The sequence below is a fragment of the Streptomyces sp. KR55 genome, assembly GCF_052245645.1.
GTDB lineage: Bacteria > Actinomycetota > Actinomycetes > Streptomycetales > Streptomycetaceae > Streptomyces > Streptomyces flavusporus.
On the sequence record NZ_JBQQCE010000069.1, the window covers coordinates 1 to 21,488 of the forward strand.

At 71.2% G+C, this 21,488-nt stretch carries 22 protein-coding genes and 2 pseudogenes; 10 read left to right on the forward strand and 14 right to left on the reverse strand.

Annotated features, from left to right (window positions below):
* Both ACTWQJ_RS12945 and ACTWQJ_RS12950 read right to left on the reverse strand, forming a co-directional pair.
* Positions 1–514 (reverse strand): maltotransferase domain-containing protein (locus ACTWQJ_RS12945; RefSeq protein ID WP_443306779.1); only part of this gene is annotated, 514 nt, incomplete at its 3' end.
* 71 nt (positions 515–585) lie between these two features.
* Positions 586–882 carry a DUF5133 domain-containing protein gene (locus ACTWQJ_RS12950; protein WP_443306804.1) on the reverse strand — a complete coding sequence of 99 codons (297 nt, stop codon included), beginning with the start codon at positions 880–882 and terminating at the stop codon, positions 586–588.
* A 307-nt stretch (positions 883–1,189) separates the two neighbouring features.
* Here ACTWQJ_RS12950 and ACTWQJ_RS12955 point away from each other — a divergent pair, with 307 nt between their 5' ends.
* Positions 1,190–1,705, forward strand: coding sequence for a pep a2 (locus tag ACTWQJ_RS12955; protein WP_443306780.1), 516 nt, complete (start codon positions 1,190–1,192; stop codon positions 1,703–1,705).
* Positions 1,706–1,731: 26 nt separating this feature from the next.
* Positions 1,732–3,849 (forward strand): glycogen debranching protein GlgX, encoded by a 2,118-nt coding sequence (gene glgX, locus ACTWQJ_RS12960; protein WP_443306805.1) that lies wholly within the window; start codon positions 1,732–1,734, stop codon positions 3,847–3,849.
* Positions 3,850–3,894: 45 nt separating this feature from the next.
* Here glgX and ACTWQJ_RS12965 read toward each other — a convergent pair whose 3' ends face one another.
* Positions 3,895–4,698 carry a VOC family protein gene (locus ACTWQJ_RS12965; protein WP_443306781.1) on the reverse strand — a complete coding sequence of 268 codons (804 nt, stop codon included), beginning with the start codon at positions 4,696–4,698 and terminating at the stop codon, positions 3,895–3,897.
* Positions 4,699–4,822: 124 nt separating this feature from the next.
* Here ACTWQJ_RS12965 and ACTWQJ_RS12970 point away from each other — a divergent pair, with 124 nt between their 5' ends.
* Positions 4,823–5,146 (forward strand): ANTAR domain-containing protein, encoded by a 324-nt coding sequence (locus ACTWQJ_RS12970; protein WP_443306782.1) that lies wholly within the window; start codon positions 4,823–4,825, stop codon positions 5,144–5,146.
* Between the two features lie 7 nt (positions 5,147–5,153).
* On the opposite strand, the gene ACTWQJ_RS12975 is transcribed toward ACTWQJ_RS12970, so the two are convergent.
* Positions 5,154–5,948 carry a SigB/SigF/SigG family RNA polymerase sigma factor gene (locus tag ACTWQJ_RS12975; RefSeq protein ID WP_443306783.1) on the reverse strand — a complete coding sequence of 265 codons (795 nt, stop codon included), beginning with the start codon at positions 5,946–5,948 and terminating at the stop codon, positions 5,154–5,156.
* Positions 5,949–6,364: 416 nt separating this feature from the next.
* Here ACTWQJ_RS12975 and ACTWQJ_RS12980 point away from each other — a divergent pair, with 416 nt between their 5' ends.
* On the forward strand, positions 6,365–6,886 hold the full coding sequence (locus ACTWQJ_RS12980; protein WP_443306784.1) for a hypothetical protein: 522 nt from the start codon (positions 6,365–6,367) through the stop codon (positions 6,884–6,886).
* Positions 6,887–6,895: 9 nt separating this feature from the next.
* On the opposite strand, the gene hemC is transcribed toward ACTWQJ_RS12980, so the two are convergent.
* From hemC to ACTWQJ_RS13005, 5 genes are all read right to left on the reverse strand, one after another.
* Positions 6,896–7,831, reverse strand: coding sequence for a hydroxymethylbilane synthase (gene hemC, locus ACTWQJ_RS12985; RefSeq protein ID WP_443306785.1), 936 nt, complete (start codon positions 7,829–7,831; stop codon positions 6,896–6,898).
* Positions 7,832–7,880: 49 nt separating this feature from the next.
* Positions 7,881–8,657, reverse strand: coding sequence for an NPP1 family protein (locus ACTWQJ_RS12990; RefSeq protein WP_443306786.1), 777 nt, complete (start codon positions 8,655–8,657; stop codon positions 7,881–7,883).
* Positions 8,658–8,799: 142 nt separating this feature from the next.
* Complete coding sequence (locus ACTWQJ_RS12995; protein WP_443306787.1) at positions 8,800–9,783, reverse strand: ATP-dependent DNA ligase; 984 nt, start codon at positions 9,781–9,783, stop codon at positions 8,800–8,802.
* Positions 9,784–9,856: 73 nt separating this feature from the next.
* Positions 9,857–10,546: a response regulator gene (locus ACTWQJ_RS13000; protein ID WP_443306788.1), complete on the reverse strand. Its 690-nt coding sequence runs from the start codon at positions 10,544–10,546 to the stop codon at positions 9,857–9,859.
* 370 nt (positions 10,547–10,916) lie between these two features.
* A complete protein-coding gene (locus tag ACTWQJ_RS13005; protein ID WP_443306790.1) occupies positions 10,917–11,954 on the reverse strand; it encodes a zinc-dependent alcohol dehydrogenase in 1,038 nt (345 codons plus the stop codon).
* Between the two features lie 118 nt (positions 11,955–12,072).
* On the opposite strand from ACTWQJ_RS13005, the pseudogene ACTWQJ_RS13010 reads away from it, so the two are divergent.
* Positions 12,073–12,384 (forward strand): annotated as a pseudogene (locus ACTWQJ_RS13010) (response regulator); the annotation flags it as partial.
* Positions 12,385–12,473: 89 nt separating this feature from the next.
* Here the strand turns inward: ACTWQJ_RS13010 and ACTWQJ_RS13015 are convergent.
* A pseudogene (locus tag ACTWQJ_RS13015) lies at positions 12,474–13,694 on the reverse strand (RNA-guided endonuclease InsQ/TnpB family protein).
* A 269-nt stretch (positions 13,695–13,963) separates the two neighbouring features.
* Here ACTWQJ_RS13015 and ACTWQJ_RS13020 point away from each other — a divergent pair.
* From ACTWQJ_RS13020 to ACTWQJ_RS13035, 4 genes are all read left to right on the forward strand, one after another.
* On the forward strand, positions 13,964–14,401 hold the full coding sequence (locus ACTWQJ_RS13020) for an oxidoreductase C-terminal domain-containing protein (RefSeq protein ID WP_443306791.1): 438 nt from the start codon (positions 13,964–13,966) through the stop codon (positions 14,399–14,401).
* Between the two features lie 39 nt (positions 14,402–14,440).
* Complete coding sequence (locus tag ACTWQJ_RS13025; RefSeq protein WP_443306792.1) at positions 14,441–14,962, forward strand: MarR family winged helix-turn-helix transcriptional regulator; 522 nt, start codon at positions 14,441–14,443, stop codon at positions 14,960–14,962.
* A 94-nt stretch (positions 14,963–15,056) separates the two neighbouring features.
* On the forward strand, positions 15,057–15,527 hold the full coding sequence (locus ACTWQJ_RS13030) for a peroxiredoxin (protein WP_385272396.1): 471 nt from the start codon (positions 15,057–15,059) through the stop codon (positions 15,525–15,527).
* A 48-nt stretch (positions 15,528–15,575) separates the two neighbouring features.
* Positions 15,576–16,601, forward strand: coding sequence for an alpha/beta hydrolase family protein (locus ACTWQJ_RS13035; protein WP_443306793.1), 1,026 nt, complete (start codon positions 15,576–15,578; stop codon positions 16,599–16,601).
* A 15-nt stretch (positions 16,602–16,616) separates the two neighbouring features.
* Here ACTWQJ_RS13035 and ACTWQJ_RS13040 read toward each other — a convergent pair whose 3' ends face one another.
* Together ACTWQJ_RS13040 and ACTWQJ_RS13045 are read right to left on the reverse strand one after the other, a co-directional pair.
* Positions 16,617–17,216, reverse strand: coding sequence for a DNA polymerase ligase N-terminal domain-containing protein (locus ACTWQJ_RS13040; RefSeq protein ID WP_443306794.1), 600 nt, complete (start codon positions 17,214–17,216; stop codon positions 16,617–16,619).
* Positions 17,217–17,273: 57 nt separating this feature from the next.
* Positions 17,274–18,104, reverse strand: coding sequence for an aldo/keto reductase (locus ACTWQJ_RS13045; RefSeq protein WP_443306795.1), 831 nt, complete (start codon positions 18,102–18,104; stop codon positions 17,274–17,276).
* A 96-nt stretch (positions 18,105–18,200) separates the two neighbouring features.
* On the opposite strand from ACTWQJ_RS13045, the gene ACTWQJ_RS13050 reads away from it, so the two are divergent.
* On the forward strand, positions 18,201–19,265 hold the full coding sequence (locus ACTWQJ_RS13050) for a LacI family DNA-binding transcriptional regulator (protein WP_443306806.1): 1,065 nt from the start codon (positions 18,201–18,203) through the stop codon (positions 19,263–19,265).
* Here the strand turns inward: ACTWQJ_RS13050 and ACTWQJ_RS13055 are convergent.
* The gene (locus ACTWQJ_RS13055) at positions 19,228–20,625 is read right to left on the reverse strand and encodes a glycoside hydrolase family 32 protein (RefSeq protein ID WP_443306796.1); all 1,398 of its coding nucleotides are present in this window, start codon (positions 20,623–20,625) and stop codon (positions 19,228–19,230) included. The two genes, ACTWQJ_RS13050 and ACTWQJ_RS13055, sit on opposite strands and share 38 nt — an antisense overlap.
* Entirely contained in the window at positions 20,622–21,476 is an 855-nt protein-coding gene (locus ACTWQJ_RS13060; protein ID WP_443306797.1) for a carbohydrate ABC transporter permease, read from the reverse strand. The genes ACTWQJ_RS13055 and ACTWQJ_RS13060 overlap by 4 nt, the downstream gene beginning before the upstream one ends.
* Between the last annotated feature and the right edge of the window lie 12 nt (positions 21,477–21,488).

Genomic DNA, 21,488 nt, shown 5'->3' on the forward strand with positions numbered 1-21,488 from the left:
CGTCCACCTCCTGCGTCAACGCCGCCGCAAGGCGCGTCGCGACCGGAAGCGAGTCGTCCCGCAGGGTCCTTGCCGCGTCCAGCAGCACCGTGCGTGCCGTCCGTTCGGGCACGTCGGCGGCGGCCCGCTCGTACAGGTTCGCGCCCTCCTCGAGGACCAGGCCGGTGTCGATGCCGGCCGGGACCTTGATCCGGGCGGTCCGGCGCCAGGTGGTGAGCGGATCGCTCCAGGCCTCCACGGTGTACGTCCAGCGGCCCTCGGTGTCGGGGGTGACCTCGGCCCCCCAGCGGTCGGTGCCGGGGGTGAGTTCACGCATCGGCGTCCACGGACCGGGGCGGCCCTGCGGATCCCGCAGGACGACGTTGGCGGCGACCGCGTCGTGTCCCTCGCGGAACACGGTGGCGGTGACCTGGAACGTCTCTCCAGGCACCGCCTTCGCCGGGCGCCTGCCGCGGTCCACCACCGGGTGGACGTCCCGTACCGGGATGCGGCCGATGGCCTCGGTCGTACTCATGGGTCTCACCTCCGTCGTACTCATAGCCGGGCCCCTGGGGCCCGGCTCGGGATCCTGCACCGGAAAAGGGACTACCGCCTTGCCCGGGAACGCCGGCCCGACGGGGGTCCCCGTCGGTGGACTCGGGTCGGGTGCGGACGGCCGTGCTGCTCCAGCAGGTAGGTGGCCTGGCTGGTGCGCAGATAGCGCTCGGCCGCCTCGGCCGCCTCGCGCGCGCAGCGCTTCCCCATCAGCACACAGAGGGTGTAACCCGAGTCCTCGAAAGTGGCCCGCACCGTGCGGTCGGAGGGGGCCGCGAGCATCACGCGCTCCCAGGTCCGGTACCGCCGCAGCTGCCGGGCGACTTCGGCTCTGGCGGGTAGCAGCATCATGGCGCCGTGTCACCTTCCGGGCGCTCGATGGGCACGTTCCCGACGGTCGGGCCGGCGGCCGTGCGCACGGCGACACGGATCCGTTACGGCGATCGAGGCCTTCACTCATGGTGCACGCACGGCGACCCAGCGTCTTGTTAGAGCTTCAACAAACTCGGTGTGTTGTGGCTCGTGTTGCACGAATGGACTAGCGGCCGCACCGTTGAGGGTGACTCAGAAGCGATCAGCACTCACGCTTCGTGTTCGGGGGTCGGCCCGCTAGGGCGAGGAGGAGCGAGAGCCTCGCCGGTGAGGAGCCACGACGATGAAGACCGCAGTGCCCTGCTACTACCACCTCGACGTGGAGGTCAGCCCGGAACGCGTCGGACAGGTCAGCCGCATCCTGGCGGCCCACCTCAGGTACTGGGACCTCGAACTGCTCGTCAAGCCCGTCTGCCACAGCGCCGAGCTGCTGCTGAAGGCCATCGACGAACACGCGTCGGACAAGCACACCTCGATCGAGATGTGGTGGAACCGCCAGCACCTGATCACCGCCGTCGGCGGCGACGACCACGGGCTCCGCCCGGACCTGGATCTCCGTGCCTGCCTGGAGCACATCGCCGCGATGAGCGACGGCTGGGGCTGCTGCGCCACGGACACCGGCAGCAAGGTCATCTGGTTCTCGCAGCGGGCCCGCGCCGGCCAGCGCGTCCCGCTGGTGCCGAAGGCGCCCGCGCCGAGCCTGCGCGAGGGGCTTCAGGTGCCCCGCGAGCTCCCGGTCACCGCACTGGCCGCCCCGCCGAACCCGGCGGACGACGGCGCTCTGGAGGACGCGCGGTGACGCAGCAGCCGAACCGGAAGACCGGGGTGCCCGCGTGGAGCGGGCACCCCTATCCCTTGGGTGCCGCCTACGACGGCAAGGGCACCAACTTCGCCCTGTTCAGCGAGGTCGCCGAACGGGTCGAACTCGTCCTGGTCGACGACCGCGGGCGGCACCGCAGCGTCCCGCTGACCGAGGTCGACGGCTTCGTCTGGCACTGCTATCTGCCCGGGACCGGCCCCGGGCAACGCTACGGCTACCGGGTGCACGGCCCGTGGCACCCCACCCTCGGACAGCGCTGCAACCCGGCCAAGCTGCTGCTCGACCCGTACGCCACCGCAGTGGACGGCCAGATCGACAACCACCCCTCGCTGTACGAGCGTTCCACGGCCGGCTCCGATCCGGCCGACAGCGTCGGCCACACCATGCTCGGCGTCGTCACCGACCCGGCCTTCGACTGGGGCGACGACCGCCCGCCCCGGCGGCCGTACGCCGACACCGTGATCTACGAGGCGCATGTACGAGGGCTCAGCCGCACCCACCCGGACGTGCCGCCCGAACTGCGCGGCACCTACGCCGGACTCGCCCATCCCGCGGTCGTCGACCACCTGACCTCGCTGGGCGTGACCGCCGTCGAACTGATGCCGGTGCACCAGTTCGTGCAGGACGGTCATCTGCAGGACCGCGGCCTGTCCAACTACTGGGGCTACAACACGATCGGCTTCTTCGCACCCCACAACGCCTACGCCGCGCACGGCACCCGCGGTCAGCAGGTCGCCGAGTTCAAGTCGATGGTCAGGGCGCTGCACGCGGCCGGGCTCGAGGTGATCCTCGACGTGGTCTACAACCACACCGCCGAGGGCAACGAGAAGGGCCCCACGCTGTCCTTCCGCGGCATCGACAACGCCTCGTACTACCGCCTGGTGGACGGCGACTGGGGGCACTACTACGACACCACCGGCACCGGGAACAGTCTGCTGATGCGCCACCCCTACGTCCTGCAGCTGATCATGGACTCGCTGCGGTACTGGGTCACCGAGATGCACGTCGACGGCTTCCGCTTCGACCTCGCGGCCACCCTGGCCCGGCAGTTCCACGAGGTGGACCGGCTGTCGGCGTTCTTCGACCTGATCCAGCAGGACCCCGTGATCAGCAGGGTCAAGCTGATCGCCGAGCCGTGGGACGTGGGGGAGGGCGGCTACCAGGTGGGCAACTTTCCGCCACTGTGGTCGGAGTGGAACGGCAAGTACCGGGACGCGGTACGGGACTTCTGGCGGGGCGGCGAGCACACGCTGGGTGAGTTCGCGTCCCGGCTGACCGGCTCCTCCGACCTGTACCAGCACAGCAGACGCAGGCCGCGGGCCAGCGTCAACTTCGTCACCGCGCACGACGGGTTCACCCTGCGCGACCTCGTGTCGTACAACGACAAGCACAACGAGGCCAACGGCGAGGGCAACCGGGACGGCGAGAGCGTCAACCGGTCCTGGAACTGCGGTGCCGAGGGCCCGACCCGCGACCCCGACGTCCTGGAGCTGCGGGGCCGCCAGCAGCGCAACTTCCTCGCCACGCTGCTGCTGTCGCAGGGCATCCCCATGCTCTGCCACGGAGACGAACTCGGCCGCACCCAGGGCGGCAACAACAACGCCTACTGCCAGGACAACGACGTCTACTGGATCGACTGGCGGCTGACCGAGGAGCAGCGAGAGCTGCGGGACTTCACGCGGTACGTCATCGCACTGCGCGCCGCGCACCCGGTGCTGCGCCGGCGCCGCTTCTTCCGCGGCGAGACGGTGACGCACGCCGGACAGCCGCTGCCCGACCTGGTCTGGCTGCTGCCGGACGCCCGCGAGATGACCGACCAGGACTGGCAGCGCTCCGACGCGCACTCCGTCGGTGTCTTCCTCAACGGCGACGCCATCGCCGAACCCGACGCGTACGGCCGCCCCGTGATCGACGACTCCTTCCTGCTGCTCCTCAACAGCTACTGGGAGCCGGTGGACTTCCGGCTGCCGGACATCACCTACGGCGAACGCTGGACGGCCCTGATCGACACCGCCGCCCCCCAGGGCACCCCGGACGAGCGGGAGCACAAGGCCGGCACCGGTGTGACCGTCGAGGCCCGCAGCCTCGTGCTGCTCTCGCGGCCGTCACGCAACGCGGAGTGAGCGGACCGGGCCGGGCGTCCGCCGCGCGCGGCTCCCGGCCCGGCGTCACCGTGTGCGACGTGACGTCACCGTGAACTGGGCGCCGTCGGGGTCGCGCAGGACCGCCTCCTCGGCCCCCTCGCTCAGCACGCTCCCGCCGTGCGCCACCGCGGCCCGGGCACAGGCGGCCACGTCGCCGACCGCGAAGTGGACCTGCCAGTGCGGCCGGATACTGGGGTCGGGGGCCGTCTCCAGCGCGCCGGACTCGATCCGCGCCACGACCTCCCCGCGGATGCGCATGACGACCTCCTCCCCCTCGTAGGTGACCTCGCAGCACCCGGGGGGCGCGGACGCCCAGTCGAGCACCTCGCCGTAGAAGATCGCGGCGTCGAAGGCGTCGCGGGTGTGCAGCCGGATGAAGGCCGATGCCGCGCGGCGCCAGGTCTCCCAGTCGGAGGGCAGCTCCCCCTCCCAGACGCCGAAGGTCGCGCCGTCCCGGTCGGCGAGCAGCGCCGCCCGTCCGGGCGGCAGGGAGATCGGCCCGACCGCCGTCGTACCGCCGCGCTCCTGGACCCGGCCCACCGCCTCGTCGGCACTGCGGACCGCGAAGTACGGCGTCCAGGCCACCGCCATCTGCCACATGCTGGCCACCGCCGCGATCCCCGCGACGGGTACCCCGTCCGCCATGGCGATCCGGAAGTGCTCGCCGAGTTTGACCTTCCGCCACTCCCAGCCCAGCACAGCGGTGTAGAACTCCTCGGTGGCCCGCACATCGTGGCTGGTCAGACTCACCCAGCAGGGCGCCCCCACAGTGGTGTGCGTGGACATGACGTCCGTCGTAGGGAAGGCGGGTGTCGAGTCATGTTTCATGGCAGTCGTCCTGGTCTCGTCGACCGGCAGCTACCGGTCTGGCACCAGTGTCCAACCGGAACCGGTCCTGGCGCCTGCCGAGTACCCCGGTGGCAGGCGGCAGTACCGGTGGGAGGATGGAGAGGTGACACGCGTACCGCCGGACGCCACGGACCAGGTCCAGGCACTGCAGGACGAAGTGGCCCAGCTCAAGGAAGCCCTCGCCTCCCATGCCGTGGTGGACCAGGCCATCGGCATGATGGTCGTGCTGGGGCGGGTGACGCCGGACCAGGGGTGGGCGGTGCTGAAACAGGTCTCCCAGCACACGAACATCAAGCTCCGCAATGTCGCGGAACTGATTCTGATCTGGGGCCGCAGGGGGGAGCTCCCCCCGGAGATCCGCGTCGAACTGGAGGACGCCCTCGACCGGCACGGTCCGACGCAGATTCCCGGCGCGCCCCCTCAGTGAAGCCTCCTCAGCGGGCCGTCCCGGCCAGCAGCTCCTCGCGGAGGCGGGCGAAGCAGGCGCTGAGCAGCCGGGAGACGTGCATCTGGGAGATGCCCAACTGCTCTGCGATGCAGCTCTGGGTCATGCCCCGGAAGAAGCGCAGGTACAGGATGGTGCGCTCACGCTCCGGCAGTGCCTGCAGACAGGGCGCCACCGCCACTCGGTCGACGACGACGTCGTAGCGCGGGTCGGGACCGCCGATCGCGTCCGCGAGGGCGTAACCGTCGGTGCCCGGCATCTCCGCCTCGAGAGACAGCGCGGTGAAGCACTCCAGGGCCTCCATCCCGATGCGCACCTCGCCCTCGCTCAGCTGCGCGTGTTCGGCGATCTCGGCGATGGTCGGGGCCCGCCCCGGGGTCGTGTGCGCCAGTTCCTTCACGGAGCGGCGCACCCGGTTGCGCAGGTCCTGGACGCGCCGGGGTACGTGCAGCGTCCACATGTGGTCACGGAAGTGGCGTTTGATCTCGCCGGTGACGGTCGGCACGGCGTACGCCTCGAAGGCGCGGCCGCGGGCGGGGTCGTAGTGGTCGACGGCCTTGACGAGGCCGAGTGCCGCTACCTGGTACAGGTCCTCGAGGGCCTCGCCGCGGCCCCGGAACCGGACGGCGATGCGCTCCGCCATGGGCAGCCAGAGCCGCACCAGCTCGTCGCGGAGGGCCTTGCGTTCCGGACCCTCGGGGAGCTGCTGGAGCCGTTCGAAGTCGGCGGCGGTGTCGGGGGCGTCGTCGTGAGGGTGTTGCTTCGTTCTGCCGGCGGTACGCATTCCGCGCGCCTCCCTCAGCAGGTGCCGGGTGGACAGACACCGTGGGAGGCGCGCTCGGACCGCACGGAAACACCGGGGCCGGCGAGCCGGTTCCCACGGACGTGCCTCCTGTCCGAAGCACTGCCATGCAGATTCCCTGGACAAACCGGGACGAAACACCTTTCGTGAATAGCATGACACCCTGCGACCAGGCGGTTCTCCACCGTCGACATCCGGCGGCCGGCGACTGGTCCGCTGATCTCGTGTCCGGACGTGATCTGCGGCACGCCGGCGAACCCGCCCGTGCCGATTCTCCCTGGGCACGGCTTGATCAGCGATCAAACGGGTGAATTCCCTGGCCACAGGGCATTCCGCTCATTTGACAGTGCGCTGAGCCCACGGATAGGAAGCAGCTTCGAGAGTTCGAGAGGTGCACCGTGTACGAGCCGAACGTGGTCGGGGACTGGCAGGAGTACGACGAGCATGCCGGCCTGCGCGTCCGCGTCCACCGACTGGAGCGGGCCGATCCGCCGCGGGGACGCGACGACGCCGCCGAAGGGCTAACGTACTTCCGGGTCCGCGTGACCGTCGAGAACCGCGGCGAGCAAAGGTTCGGCATCCACCTCGAGGACGGCCAGATCGACGTACGGATCGGCCCCGACGGAGAGAGCGCGTTCCTGGACTGGCGCAACTCACAGTTCATCGAGGGCTACGACGTCTATCCGCTGCGCCGCGCCACCGCCGTGCTGTACGCGGCCGGACCCGAGGCCGCCCTGGACCGGGTCGACGTCCAGGTGCAGCTGCGGGTGGACGACGACTGGACCGACCGCCGGCTGTGGGCGGGCGGCACCGGCCTGTCCGAGGGTTCCTCCTGTGCCCCCTCCGCGGCGGGCCGGGAGAGCCTCGCCCACCAGGTGAGCAACTTCCTGCGCGGTCAGGCGGAGGATGGCACCGCCTGACCGGACGGGTCAGTGCGGGATGCCGTCGATGATCTCGCGGGCGCCCTGACGCAGCAGGGCCACGGCGACCGAGGTGCCGAGGGTGGCCGGGTCGAGGCGGCCGGCCCACTCGTGGGCGTTGAGCCGCGTCTTGCCGTCGGGGGTGAACACGCAGGCCCGCAGGGACAGCTCGCCGCCGCGGTCCACCCGGGCGAACCCGGCGATCGGGCTGTTGCAGTGGCCCTGCAGGACGTGCAGGAACATGCGCTCCGCCGTCGCCTCCCGGTGCGTGTCCGGGTCGCCGAGCGCGCTGACGGCGTCGATGAGGTCGGTGTCGCCCTCGCGGCACTGCAGGGCGAGGATGCCCGCGCCGATCGGCGGCATCATCGTCTCGGGGGAGAGGACCTCGCTGATCACGTCGCGGCGCCCGATGCGTTCCAGGCCGGAGACGGCGAGCAGCAGCGCGTCCGCCTCGCCGGCGGCCAGCTTCGCCAGCCGCCGGTTGGCGTTGCCGCGGAACGGGACGCACTCCAGGTGCGGGTGGGTGGCGGCCAGTTGGGCGACGCGGCGTACGGAGGAGGTGCCGATCCGGGTGCCGGGCGGGAGTTCGTCGAGGGTGCGGCCACCCAGGTGGACGAGGGCGTCGCGGATGTCGTCGCGCTTGAGGAACGCGGCGAACACCGTGCCCGCCGGGAGCGGCCGGTCGGCGGGGATGTCCTTGACGCAGTGCACCGCGAGATCGGCCGCACCGGCCAGCAGCGCCGCGTCGACCTCCTTGGTGAACGCCCCCTTGCCCTCGACCTTGGCGAGATCGCCCATCCACTTGTCACCGGTGGTCTTCACCGGTACGACCTCGGTGCGCACGTCCGGGTGCAGGGCCGCCAACTCGGCGCGTACACGCTCCACTTGGGCGAGCGCCATGGGGGAGTCGCGGGAGACGATGCGGATCAGATCGGGGACCGGCATGCGGACACGATAGACCGTTGCCGGTCCCCGTCGCTCCCGAGACCGCGGATCAGGCGTTCGGGTCGAACGCGATGCCCGACGGCTTCGCCGAGGCGAGGTGGGAGTTGAAGCTGCCGTCCTTCAGACCGAAGCTGGCGCTGCCGAAGTTGTACGAGGTCAGCTTGTCGCGCACGCCGGCCGGGTAGCCGTTCCAGCCGACCAGCGGCGGGTACTGCCAGGTCCCCTTGTGGTTCTCCGGCGGCTCGTCATTGGAGTTGGCGGCACGGAAGCAGTGCGTGCTGACGCCGTCCTTGTGGTAGACGATCTTCGCGTGGGTGCCGTCGAAACGGATCTGCGACGCGGTGTGCACGGTGAAGGAACCGTGGTTGGACGTCGAGACGTACTGCACCTGGTTGTTCTGCACCCACACCACGACGTGCTCCCAGTCGTGGCGGTGGCCGCCGATGCTGCTGCCCGCCACGGCCTGGTCCTTCTCGAAGTACAGGCCGTACATGTAGGCGCACCAGCCGTTGTTGCACTTGTAGCGCGAGTAACTGTTGGTGTTGTCGAGGTCGGAGGCGTCCCGGCAGTTGCCGTTGAGCGCGCCGGTCGGGTTGAGGCCGCCGTTGACGGTGCCGTCGGGGCCGATGGCGGGCGTGGAGTAGCAGCCGTCCGTGTCGTAGTCGAAGGCCGGCTGATACGTCCGCTCCTGGCTGTCGGCGTTCAGGGGGAGCGCGGGCGGCGGGGCGGCAAAGGCGGTGGCGGGGAAGGCGACGACGAGCGCGACGGCGCCGGCCAGGCCGGTGAGCCATCTCCTGCGGTGCAGGGTGGACTTCGGTGACGACACTGCGTCCTCCTCCTGATTCGGGCGCAGCCCAACGGCTGTGGGGGAAAGGGCAGTTCAGCTTCCCCGGGATTCCCCTCCAGGCCAAGAGGTCACAGGCGTCCCCCTGGTGAAGGACAGCCGACAACTTCCTGCTGACGCTGTGTCAGGCGAGGTGTTCGGGCAGGTCGGCGGTGGACTCCTCGGGTGTGAGGTCCTGCCGCAGCCGCAGCCACGACGGCTGGCGCAGCAGCCCGGCCGTGGTGCGGGTGCTGTAACGGACCTCGCCGACCAGTCGCGGCAGCACCCAGCGGGCGCCCGCCACCGCCGGCGCGGGGTGGAAGGGGCACACGTCGGTCGCGAGCGTCCGCAGCAGCGCCGTCAGTTCCGTCCGCTCGGCCTCGCTCCAGCCGGTGCCCACGTTGCCCACGTAGCGCAGCCGTCCGGCGGAGTCGCGCTGGCCGATCAGTACCGAGCCGGGCAGGCCGGTCAGCCGCCCCTTGCCGGACAGCCAGCCGCCCACGACGACGTCCTCGCCGCGCATGTTGCGGATCTTGATCCAGGCCCGCGAGCGCACCCCCGGCTCGTACACCGAGTCCAGCCGTTTGCAGACCAGGCCCTCCAGGCCGTGCTCGAGAGTGGCTTGCAGCGCCTGCTCGCCGTGCCCCACGAGCGCGCCCGGCGTCGACCAGAACGGTCCGTCGAGGCCCAGCCCCTCCAACTGGGCGCGCCGCCGGACGTAGGACTGCCCGATCAGTGAGTGCCCCGCCAGGTGCATCACGTCGAACAGCACGAGGTGGACCGGCTGCTCCGCCGCCCGGCGGGCCGCCCGGGACGGCGCGTGTGCGAGGCCCATACGGGACTGCAGCAACTGGAAGTCGGCGCGCCCCTGTTCGTCCAGTGCCAGGACCTCCCCGTCCAGCACCGCGGGCGTGCTGCCGAGGGCGCCGCCCAGCGGCAGCAGCTCCGGGTAGGTGGCGGTGATGTCCTCGCCGGACCGGGCGCGCAGCAGCACACTGCCGTCGCCGGGCAGGTAGACCACCGCACGCTGGCCGTCCTGCTTGGTCTCGTAGGCCCACCGCGCGTCCTGTGCGGCGGGCGGCAGCGTGCCGGGCGTGGCGAGCATCGGGGCGATCAGCGGCAGGGTCACGGGCCTAGGTGTCGACGGGGCAGGGCGGTACCACGCGCCCCGCCCACTGGGTTCCCCTGAACGGCGGGTGGGGTCAGCGGCCGACGGAGGGCGGCGGTACGGCCCGGACCAGGCCCGACTGGTAGGCGATGACGACCAGTTGGGCCCGGTCCCGGGCGCCCAGCTTCGTCATCGCCGTGTGGACGTGTGCGCGCACGGTCAGCGGGCTGAGCAGGAGTTTCTGGGCGATCTCCTCGTTGGAGTGCCCCTCGGCCACCCGGCCCATCACCTCGCGTTCGCGGGCGGTGAGCGCGGTGAGGTCCTCCGGGGTGGCCAGCCGGGAGCCCTCGGCGGGCGTGGCCAGGAAGCGGGTGATCAGGGCGCGGGTGGCGAGCGGGCAGAGCAGGGACTCGCCCGAGGCCACGGTCCGCAGGGCGTCCAGGAACCCGTCGGCGGTGACGTCCTTGCCGAGGAAGCCGCTCGCGCCGGCCCGCAGCGCCTCGGCGACGTTCTCGTCGATCTCGAGGGTCGTCAGGATCAGCACCCGGGTCGCGGACAGCTCCGGGTCGGCACAGATGGCGGACGTGGCGGCCAGGCCGTCGGTGCCGGGCATACGGATGTCCATCAGGACGAGGTCGGGCCGGTGGGTACGGGCGAGGTCGATCGCCTGGGCACCGTCGGTGGCCTCGCCCACCACCTCCATGTCCTCGCAGGAGTCGATCAGAATGCGGAAGGTGGCCCGCAGCAGGGCCTGGTCGTCGGCGAGCAGCACGCGGATGGTCATGGGTTCCGTCTTCCCCTGCCTGGGCGGTGGGGTACGGCGTCAGTCGGGTGGTGACCTCGAATCCCCCCTCGGGACGGTGCCCGCGTGGAGGCCACCGCCGACGGACCGGACGCCTTCGCGCCTGCCGACCGGACCGCATCCCTGGCCCGGAGCGGGCGCCCCGGGGTGGTTTGCGGGGCCGTCTCCGGTGCCGGTGACCGTCAGCTGGCCGGCCCAGCGGCGGTCCGGGCAGCGCCCAAAGGGGCGCGGGGCTGTATCGACATGCGGCGCTGCCGCGATGGGGGTCCCCCCGCTCGAGCGAAGCCGAGAGTGGGGGAGCGACCAGCCACGACGCACCCGCAGGTGATGTACCGGACTCCCAGCGGAGCGCTCAGTCGTCGAACGTGACGACCACCTTTTCGGCCGCGCCCGGCGTGAGCGCGAGCTCGAAGGCCCGGTCGACCTCGGAGAACGGGATGCGGTGGCTGATGAGGCGGGCGAACCGCTCCTGATGCTCGACGATCTCCGGGGTCACCTCGAAGATCTCCGTGGGGTAGCCCTGGGAGGCGATGAGGGTGAGCTCGCTGCGCAGCATGCCGCCGAGGTCGATGCCGTCGGACTTCTTCTGCACGGCGACCATCACCAGCTTGGCGCCCCACTTCGCCGACGCCACGGTGGCGTTGAAGACGGCGGGGACGCCGGCCGCGTCGATGTAGATGTCGGTGCCGGCCCGCGGCTGGCCGAGGGCGTTGGCGGCCGGGCCGTGCAGTTCGGTCAGCCGGGCGGTCACGTCCTCCGTGCCGGAGTCGATGACGGCGTCCGCACCGACGGCCAGGGCGGTCTCCAGCCGCCCGGGGATGATGTCGGCCACGACCACGTGCTCGACGCCGCGCAGCTTCAGCCAGATCGTGGCACCCAGACCGATCGGACCGGCGCCGAAGACCACGACCTTGTCCGTCGGCCCCGCCGCGGAGCGGTTGACGCAGTGCCGGGCCACCGCCATGGGCTCGTTGAGCGCGGCCACGTCGAAGGGAACGGTGTCGGGGACGACGGCGACGCTCTTGCCGATCCCGGCGTTCTCGATCAGCAGGTACTCGCTCATGCCGCCCAGCCGGCCGCCGCAGCCGATGATGCCGGACGGCGCGCCCTGCGGGTTCACGACCACACGGTCGCCCACCTTCAGGTCCGTCACCGCCGCGCCCGCCTCGACGATCTCGCCCGCGGGTTCATGGCCGAGGGGCACCGAGATCATCGATCCGCCCGGGCCGAACGGCATGCCTCCCATGTGCAGGAAGCCGACGTCGGTGCCGCAGATCCCGCAGGCGCGGATCCGCAGGAGCACGTCCCTGGAGCCGGGGACGGGGCGCTCGACGTCCGTCACGTCGACCTTGCCGACGGCGCCGGTGTACACGGACCTCATCGTGGTCATGGGGAAGCCTTCCTCCGTGGTTACTTGAGTCAGGCAAGCACGCTGAATTACTTGAGTCAAGCAATCTAATCCCGTAGGATCGCCTGCGTCAGGCAAACGGGAGGATCGGGTGATCCACATGATTCCCTTACCGTCCGCCACCCCCACGTACGGCAGCGCGCCCGGGAAACAGGCGCTCGCCCGCGGAGCCGGGCAGCGCGTTCTGGTCGTCGCCGGCGATCCGGACCTGGCCGAACTGCTCACGACCACCCTGGAGTTGGCCGGATACCGGACCAGCCTCGCGGGGACCGGCGCCGAGGCGCTGACGCGGTACCAGGAGCATCCCGTCGACCTGGTCGTCCTCGACTCGACACTGCCGGACGTCGATCACCTGGCCCGCAGGGCGCGCCCGCTCCCGGGTCGGCGCCCGCCGGTGCTGCTGCTGACGGCCCATGACTCCCTCGGCGGGCTGCTGCCCGAACTCGCCTCGGGGGAGCGGGACTATTTGAATCCTCCCCTCCCTGGGAGGGGATTCCTGGCTCAGGCCGCCTCCTGGAGCAGCGCTCCAGGAGGTCTTACGCCATCAGCGCCAGCCGGGTTGAGACCAGCCCGGACGAGCATCACGCGTGCGGAGTTCTTGTCCCGTGGGGAGACGGTTCCGCACGCGGTGCAGGTGTAGGTGCGCTCACCCAGCGGCAGTGCGTGCTTGGCTCTCGCAGCGCAGTGCGCGCAGTCCATCGTGGTGTGCGCGGGGTGGACGAGGCGGATGTCCCGCCCGTGCTTGCGGCCCATCTCGATCAGAGCGGCCTTGGTGGCGCCGATGGCGGCGTCGGCAGCCTTGCGGGCCATCGTTGTCTTGGCGAGGAACCTCGGGCGGAAGTCCTCCACCGCGAGGGCGTCGTGGTCGCGCACGACCTTCTTGGCCCACTTGCGGCCGGTGTCCTCACGCTGCCTGGCGACCTTCTTGTGCGCCTTCGCGCGCAGCGTTCTTCGCCTCGCGGTAGCCGTTCGAAGCGGCCTGGCCCTTCGCCGGTTTGCGGCGGGCCATCATCCGGTCGTACCGGGTCAGCCTCGCCCGGGCCTTCTTGCCGTGTTCGGCGTGGGGAGGTCGTGGGCGTCGGATGTGGTGGTGGCGGTCTCCTTCACGCCCCAGTCGACACCGATCACGCGGCCGGTCTCCGGCAGCGGCTGCACCTGGGGGGGCACGACGAACGAGCAGTACCAGTGCCCCAGGCTGTCCTGGTACACGCGGACCGAGGACGGTTCGGCGGGGAGGCCCCGCGACCACACCACCGTCACGACGATGCCGCCCGCCAGGTGCAGCCGGCCGTCCTTCAGGCGGAACCCGCGCCGTGTGTGGTTCAGCGTCGGCAGCGCCTCACGCTTGGTCTTCCACTTCGGCATCCCGGCCCGCTGCCGCATCGGCAGGCGCTCTTGGATGTCCTTGTGCGCCTTGGCCCGGGAGCGGCCGAAGTCGCGGATGATCTGCTGCTGGGGAACCGACGAGCCCTCGCGCAGCCACGGCGTACGGGTACGGGCCTCGGTCAGCATCCTGTCGAGCTGCGCCGGACCGCACGTGGCCTTCTGGCCGATGGCCTTGTTGTGCAGGTGTACGGCCTTGGACTTGGCGACACATTCGTTCCACACCCACCGGCATCGGTCCCACTCCGCTGCCAGGGCGGAGCGGGCGGTGGACGACACGCGCAGCCGGTAGGTGTATCGGGCATGCCCGGCCTCCGCAGCCGCCCTCACTTGCGTCATCTCGCCCCCTTCACGGTCCCCGGCCGGGACGCCATGGCATCCCGAACTCCCGAAGGATCGTACGTACGACGACCGCACACACGTACCTCGATCTCGCAGCCACCACCCCAACCAGCGACTACGGGCACACGCGTTCGCGTCACCTCGGCGGTACCGACAGCGGCAAGGGCGCTCCGCGCCCTGAACCGGATGCGGCGACGCTCCGCGTCGCAACACCCGGATGCGATTCCTCCCCGGCGTGAACGCCGGGGCGTCCTCGCAAGAAACAGGTGAAACGCATCGTCGTCGTGGGTGCCTCGGCCGCCGGACTGGCGGCCGGGACGCTCCGGCGCGAGGGCTACGAAGGCACCCTCACGCTCGTGGGAATCGAGCACCGCACCAACGCGGCCGAGCAGGGCATGGCGGCCGCGCGGAACCTGCTCCGTCCCGAGGCGCGCAGGCCGTTCGCCCCGGTGCCGTACTTCTGGTCCGACCAGTACGACATGAGGGTGCAGGTGTACGGCTTTCTGTGCGGTCATGACGAGGTCGCCGTCGTGGACGGGAGCCTGGAGGAGCGCCGGTTCCTGGCGGCGTACCGCACCGGCGACCGGGTGACCGGGGTGCTCGCCGTCGGGATGCCGCCGCGGGCGATCCGGGTGTGGCGGCAGGCGATCGCGGCGGGCGCGGTCTGGCAGGAGTCCGTGCCCGCGTCCGAGGGCACGGGGTAAATTACTTGAGTTACGCAACAAGATGGTAAAGTGGGTCCCATGCCCACACCCCCGCTCCCCGCCGCGCCCGCGTCCCCCGAAGTGACCGAGATCGAGCGGGCGCTGACCCGTATCACCTACCTCAGCACCCGCGCCCGGCAGCACGACCGGCTGATGGCCCTGGCCGAGGTGCCGCTGGACCGCGCCGCCGTGGCGCTGCTGCGACAGGTCGCGGACTCGGAGCCGATGCGCCCGGGGGAGCTGGCCAACCAGCTCGGCGTGGAGGCCTCGCACGTCACCCGCACCGTGCAGCAGCTGCAGAAGGCCGGATACGTCACCCGCGTACCCGACCCCGACGACCGGCGCGCCCAGCGCATCGAGCTGACCGAGACCGGCCGGCAGGCCATCGAGCGGATCCGGGACGTCGGCGCCCGGGGCATGCAGCTGGCCCTGGCCGACTGGTCGCCGGAGGAACTGCGGCAGCTCGCCACCCTCTTCCACCGCATGGTCGACGACTTCCTCGCCGCGGCCGTCGACGACGACACCGAGCAGCGACCCACCGCCCAGGCGGCCCCCTCCTGACCCACGGCTCACATCCGCCGTTCGTAGAGGGCGCCTTCCGGACACCTCTTTACCGTCCAGTAAGCTCACGCGCCAGGCCACCAGAGGAGGAACCGTGCCCCCGTCCCAGCCGGTCGCCGGCGACAAGGTCGAGGACTTCGAACTGCCCGACGAGACCGGTACGCCGCGGCGCCTGTCCGAACTCCTCGCCGAGGGGCCGGTGGTGCTGTTCTTCTACCCCGCCGCCATGACCCCCGGCTGCACCGCCGAAGCCTGCCACTTCCGTGATCTGGCCGCGGAGTTCGCCGCCGTCGGCGCACGGCCGGTGGGCGTGAGCGGCGATCCGGTGGAGCGGCAGCAGGAGTTCGCCGGACGCCACACGCTCGGCATGCCGCTGCTGTCCGACGCCGACGGCACGGTCCGTGAACGCTTCGGCGTGAAGCGGGGATTCCAGCTGGCCTCCACCAAGCGCGTCACCTTCGTCATCGCGCAGGACCGCACGGTCCTCGAGGTCGTCCGCAGCGAACTGCGCATGAACACACACGCCGACCGGGCCCTGGCCGCCCTGCGCGCACATCGGGCCTGATCGTACGAGAGCCCGATGCGACCGCGCCCCGTCGGTGATACTGGCGGCATGCGGTTGGTGGGCAAGGCCTGCGTCACCGTCTGCCTGGTGCTGGCGGCCGCCGTCGGCTGCACGGACGGGGACGGCGATCCCGCACGCACCGACCCGCCGACACCCACCCGCACCGCATCGCCGGCCCCCAGCGCCCCCACGTCCAAGCCGCCCGACTCCGTGTCGATCCCCGGCCTCATCGCCCGGGAGCACCGCGGATCCGGCCTCCGGCTCGGTACCGTACGGCTGCGCACCGACGCCTACACCCAGTACGCGATCACCTATGAGGCGAACGGCCTGACCATCTCCGGCCTCATGAACGTCCCCGAGGACAGGGGCCCCTTCCCGGCGCTGGTGCTGGCGCACGGCTACATCCATCCCGACGTCTACACCACCGGTCGCGGACTCGCCCGGGAGCAGGACCTGCTGGCCCGCAACGGCTACGTCGTCCTGCACACCGACTACCGCAACCACGCCGGCTCCGACGACGACCCCGACAACGACGTCAACCTCCGCCTCGGCTACACCGAGGACGTCATCGCCGCCGTGCAGGCCCTGCGCTCGTCCGGCCTCCCCCAGATCGACAACGACCGCATCGGCCTGCTCGGCCGGTCGATGGGCGGCGGCGTCGTGTACAACACGCTGGTGGTGGTGGCACCGGGCCTGGTGGACGCCGCCGTGGTCTACGCACCGGTCAGCTCGCGCCCCGCCGAGAACCTCGACCACTTCCAGCGCCGCAATGGCGACCCGGTCGTCGCCGAGATCGAGGCCGAACACGGCAGCCCCCGGGAGAACCCCGCCTTCTGGAAGGAGATCTCACCCGTCACCTACGTCGACCGGGTGACCGAGCCGCTGCTGATCCACCACGGCACCGCCGACGACACCTGCCCCCCGAGGTGGTCGGAGCAGACCGCCGCCGCGTTCGAGGCGGCGGGCAAGGACGTCCGGCTGGTGAAGTATCCCGGCGAGGGGCACACCTTCTCCTCGCAGTGGCGGGACTCGATGGACACCACCATGGACCACTTCGAACGCCATCTGCGCTGAACGCAGGACGGGCGCTCAGTCCTCCCGGACGTCCGCGGCCACCTGGCCGAGCGTACGACCGCTGCGCACCGAACGGGCCCGACGGGGATCCGGCGTGCCCCGCCCTTGTGCGCCGCCCGCCTTCACCAGCAGCCAGGCCTCGTCGTCCGCACCGCCGCGGAACCGGGTCAGCGCGTACTCGCCGTGCAGCTTCGAGCCGTTGAGCCGGAACCTGGCATGCCCGCGCTCCAGCGACTCCCCGAAATCGACCGGCCGCCCCTTCCGGTCGTGGCTCAACGGCTCATACGTACCGTGATCCCACACGATCACCGTGCCGCCGCCGTACTCGCCCGCCGGTATGACGCCCTCGAACTCCTCGTACTCCAGCGGATGGTCCTCGGTGGGCATGGCGAGCCGCTTGTCCTTGGGGTCGGCCGAGGGGCCCTTCGGGATCGACCAGGACTTCAGGGCGTCGTCGACCTGCAGCCGGAAGTCGAAGTGCAGGGTGCGCGCGTCATGGATCTGCACGACAAACCTGGGCTCGTCCCCCGCGCTGCCACCACGGCCCGCAGGCTCACCGGTCCGCCCGAAATCGCGTTTGCCGCGGTAAACCCGCAGCCGGTCCTTCTCGCCCACCAGCGACTCCTTCCCGAGCACCCCGAGTACCCCGCCGACGGTGCCCGCAACGCCCGCTCAGAACTCCTCGTGCACGTCGGGAGCCCCACCGAGGCGCCGATGAGCCCGGCCGGCAAGGGCGCTCATCCGGCCGGGATCCAGGGTGAAGCCGAAGATGTCGAGGTTCTCGCGCTGCCGCTCCCGGTTCGCCGACTTCGGGATGGGCAGGGCGCCCAACTGCGTGTGCCAGCGCAGGACGACCTGGCCGGGGGTCACCCCGAGGGCATCGGCGATGCCGGTCACGACGGGGTCGTCCAGGACGTCGGTGCCGGGGGCCAGGGGGCTCCAGCTCTCGGTGAGGATGCCCTTGCCGGTGTGGAAGGCGCGCAGGTCGTCCTGTGGGAACAGCGGGTGCAGCTCGATCTGGTTGACCGAGGGCAGGACTCCGGTCTCCTTCTCCAGCCGTTCGATGTGCTCGGCCGTGAAGTTGGAGACGCCGATCGACCGGACGAGGCCGTCCTCACGCAGCTTGATCATGGCCTTCCAGGAGTCCACGTACTTGTCGACGCGGGGCAGCGGCCAGTGGATGAGATAGAGGTCCACATAGTCCAGGCCGAGACGGGCGCGGGACTCCTCGAAGGAGGCGAGGGTCTCCTCGTAACCGTGGTGCCGGCCCGGGAGCTTCGTCGTCACCACCACCTCCTCGCGCGGGACACCGCTGCGGGCGACGGCACGGCCGACCCCCGTCTCGTTGCGGTAGTTCGTCGCCGTGTCGACGAGGCGGTAGCCCAGCTCCAGGGCGTCGAGAACCGCCTGTTCCGCCTGTGCGTCGTCCAGCGGCCAGGTACCCAGACCGATGGCGGGGATCTTCGTACCGTCGTTGAGCGTGTGCAGCGGGATGCTGATCACCGTCTGACCTTCCCTCGACTGTGCCGTACATCCAGCGTCACGGATAGGGTGAGGATTGATCAACCGGACGGGTGGGGGATGAGGGCAGCGGACGGCATGGGCGGCATCGAGGAGAAGCAGCCGACGGGATCGGGGCGTCCCACGTCACGGGACGTCGCCCGCCTCGCGGGTGTGTCGCACACGGCTGTCTCCTTCGTCTTCAACGGCCGCGCCGAGGGCAATCTCTCGCCCGCCACCCAGGAGCGCATCCGCCGGGCCGCCGCCGAGCTCGGCTACCGCCCCGACCCTGTCGCGCGAGGCCTGCGCCGCCGCCGTACGGCCGTGATCGGCCTGGTCACCGACGAGATCGCCTCGTCGCCGTTCGCCGGCCGGCTGCTGCGCGGCGCGATGGAGACCGCCTGGGACAGCGAGCACCTCGTCCTGACCATCGACTCCGGCGGCGACCCGGCCAAGGAGGACGCGGCCGTCGCCGAACTCCTCGACCGGCGCGTGGACGGCATCATCTACGCGGCCATGTCGCTGCGCCGCGTCCGCGTCCCCGAGGGCCTGCACCGCACCCACTCCGTCCTCGCCAACTGCCTGCCCGAGGACGACTCCCTGCCCGCCGTCATCCCCGCCGAGCGCGCGGGAGGCCGGACGGCGGCCCGGCTGCTGCTGGACGAGGGACACCGCAGGGTCGCCATGGTGGGCGGCCAGGACGACATCGCCTCCGTCGACCGCCTGCGAGGCTTCCGGGACGCCCTGCGCGCCGAGGGCATCACCGTCCCCAAGGAGTGGGTGGTACGGAGCGGAGGCGAGGTCACCGGAGGGTACGAGGGCGCGCTCCACGTCCTCGACGGCGTCCCCGCCGACCGGCGCCCCACCGGGATCTTCTGCTACAACGACCGGGTCGCGGCAGGCGTCCTGCATGCCGCGACCCGGCTCGGCATCGCCGTCCCCGGCGAGCTGTCGGTGGTCGGCTACGACGACCAGGAACACATGGCCGAGTTCCTAACGCCGCCCCTCACCACTGTCGCGTTGCCCCACCGGGCGATGGGCGAGGCCGCCGCACGGCTGGTCCTCGACTCCATCGACACGGGCAGGACGCCGCCCGCGACGGTACGGCGCCTCGCCTGCCCCGTGATCAGCCGTGCGTCGGTGGGACCAGCTCCCAGCCGGTGACCGTGGCCCCGGAACCCGTGACGACGAGCTCGGGCACATCGTCCGGTCGCCGGTAGACCCGCTCGGTGACCGTGGCCCGGTCGCCGACGAACAGCTCGAACAGCGAGCCGTCGACGAGGATCCGCACCTGTCCGGCGGGCGCCCGCACGACGATCGGTGCCGACCCGTCGGGCCGCGCCCTCGGCCAGTCACGGCGATCCAGCGTCACGGTGCTCTCGTCCGGGTCCAGCCGCACCGTCAGCTCCGCACCCGAGGCGGACCGCAGCAGACTCACGGTCGTCCGCCCACGGGCGGTGACGGTCAGGTCGTACGCCTGGGGGAGCGGGGCCCGACCGGGTGCGGTGACGAACGGCTCGGCCGCACGCAGCAGTTCGAGTTCCGGAGCCGGTACGACCCGCAGGGCGCCGTCGGGATGGACATCCACCACCCGCGGCGCGGTCAGGACACCGGCCCACCCCGCACGATCGACCTCGCTCTGCTCACGCGCCTCCCAGGACCAGCCCCACATGAGCGCCCGGTCCGGCTCCTGGAGTACGGCGGGCGCGTAGAAGTCCCGACCGTGGTCGAGCCGCCCGCCGGTGCGGGCCGCGAAGTGCAACTCGCCCTCCTCGTACTGCTCGAGACGGCCCGTCAGGTAGCCGGTGGCGCACGGGTTTCCGTCCCACAGCGACACCACCAGCACCCACTCGCCGCCCGCCGTCGCGTACAGCTGCGGGCACTCCCAGCCGACCGCCTTGTCCCCGAACGCGTCCGCCGCGACAGGGTCGTTGCCGTCGAGGAGCACCCCGGCGAACCGCCAGTCGGTCAGGTCGTCACAGTCGTACAGCAGCACCGACGGAGTCCCGTCGGCGTGCCCCGCGCCGACCAGGGCCCACCGCCGGCCACCGCTGCGGAACACGAACGGGTCGCGGAACATCACCACGTCCAGACCGGCGGGCGGCCCGGTCACCACCGGCGTGGGCAGCGGCCTCCAGTCGGTCAGTGTCTCGTCCTCCGGCATCAACGCCCGCGCCAGGCAGATCGAGCCGAGGCCGGTGTGCTGCCGGTCGACGCCCGTGTACACGGCCGTCGGCACGCCGTCGTCGTCGACCACGCAGCCCGACCAGCAGCCCGCCTCGTCCGGGCCGCCGGGGGTCGGGGAGAGCGCGATCGGATGGTGCTCCCAGTGGACGAGATCGGCGCTGGATACATGGCCCCAGTGGACGTTCGTGTGCACCGGCGCGTCGGGGTTGTGCTGGTAGAAGAGGTGGTGGCGGCCCCGCCAGCGGAAGGGGCCGTTCGGGTCGTTGATCCAGTTGGCGGGGGGACGGACCCTGAAGCGCGGGGCGCCGGGGTCCGTGGACTGAGCGGAGACGCTCAACGGTTGACTCCTGCGGACGTGATGCCCTCACGGAGAGGGCGCTGACCGACGACGAACACGGCGACGGCGGGGATCATGGAGAGGACGACACCGGCGAGCACCACCGAGATGGAGCCGGTGCCGAGGTTGCCCTGGAGGGAGACCAGGCCCAGGGGGAGGGTGTAGTTCTGGCCGGAGGTCTCGAGGATCAGCGGACGGAAGAACTCGTTCCAGTGGTAGTTGAAGGCCAGTACGCCGACGATCGCGAGTCCGGGAGCGGCCAGCGGGGCGTACACGGACCGGAAGGTCCGCCAGGGCCCGCAGCCGTCCAGCATTGCCGCCTCGCCCAGGTCCTTCGGCATGCCCAGGAAGTACTGGCGCATCAGGAAGGTCCCGAAGGCGGTCGGGAAGGCCGGGATGATCAGGCCGAGCAGGGTGTCGGTCAGGCTCATCGACTTCAGTACCAGGAACACCGGCACGATGGTGACCTGCAGCGGCACCATCATGGTCGCCAGGACCAGGGCGAACAGCGGCTTCTTGAACCGGAACTCGAGGCGGGCGAAGGCGTATCCCGCCAGCCCGGCCGTGATCATCTGGCCCACCGCGATCAGCGCGGTCACCAGCGTCGAGTTGAGGGTGAGCAGCCAGACGTCGATCTGGTCGAACACCCCGCGGTAGGCATCGGCGGACGGGTCCGTCGGGATGAGCTTCGGCGGCAGGTCGAAGGCCTCGGCCGGCGTGCGCAGCGAGGTGGAGACGGTCCAGATGACCGGGCCCAGGGTCAGCAGGGCGCACACGGTCAGCCCGGCGATCCGGGCCCACGGCGCGAGCGAGTACCGCGTACGGCTCAGGGACAGGGTTGCTTGGCTCAAGGGACTCACCCG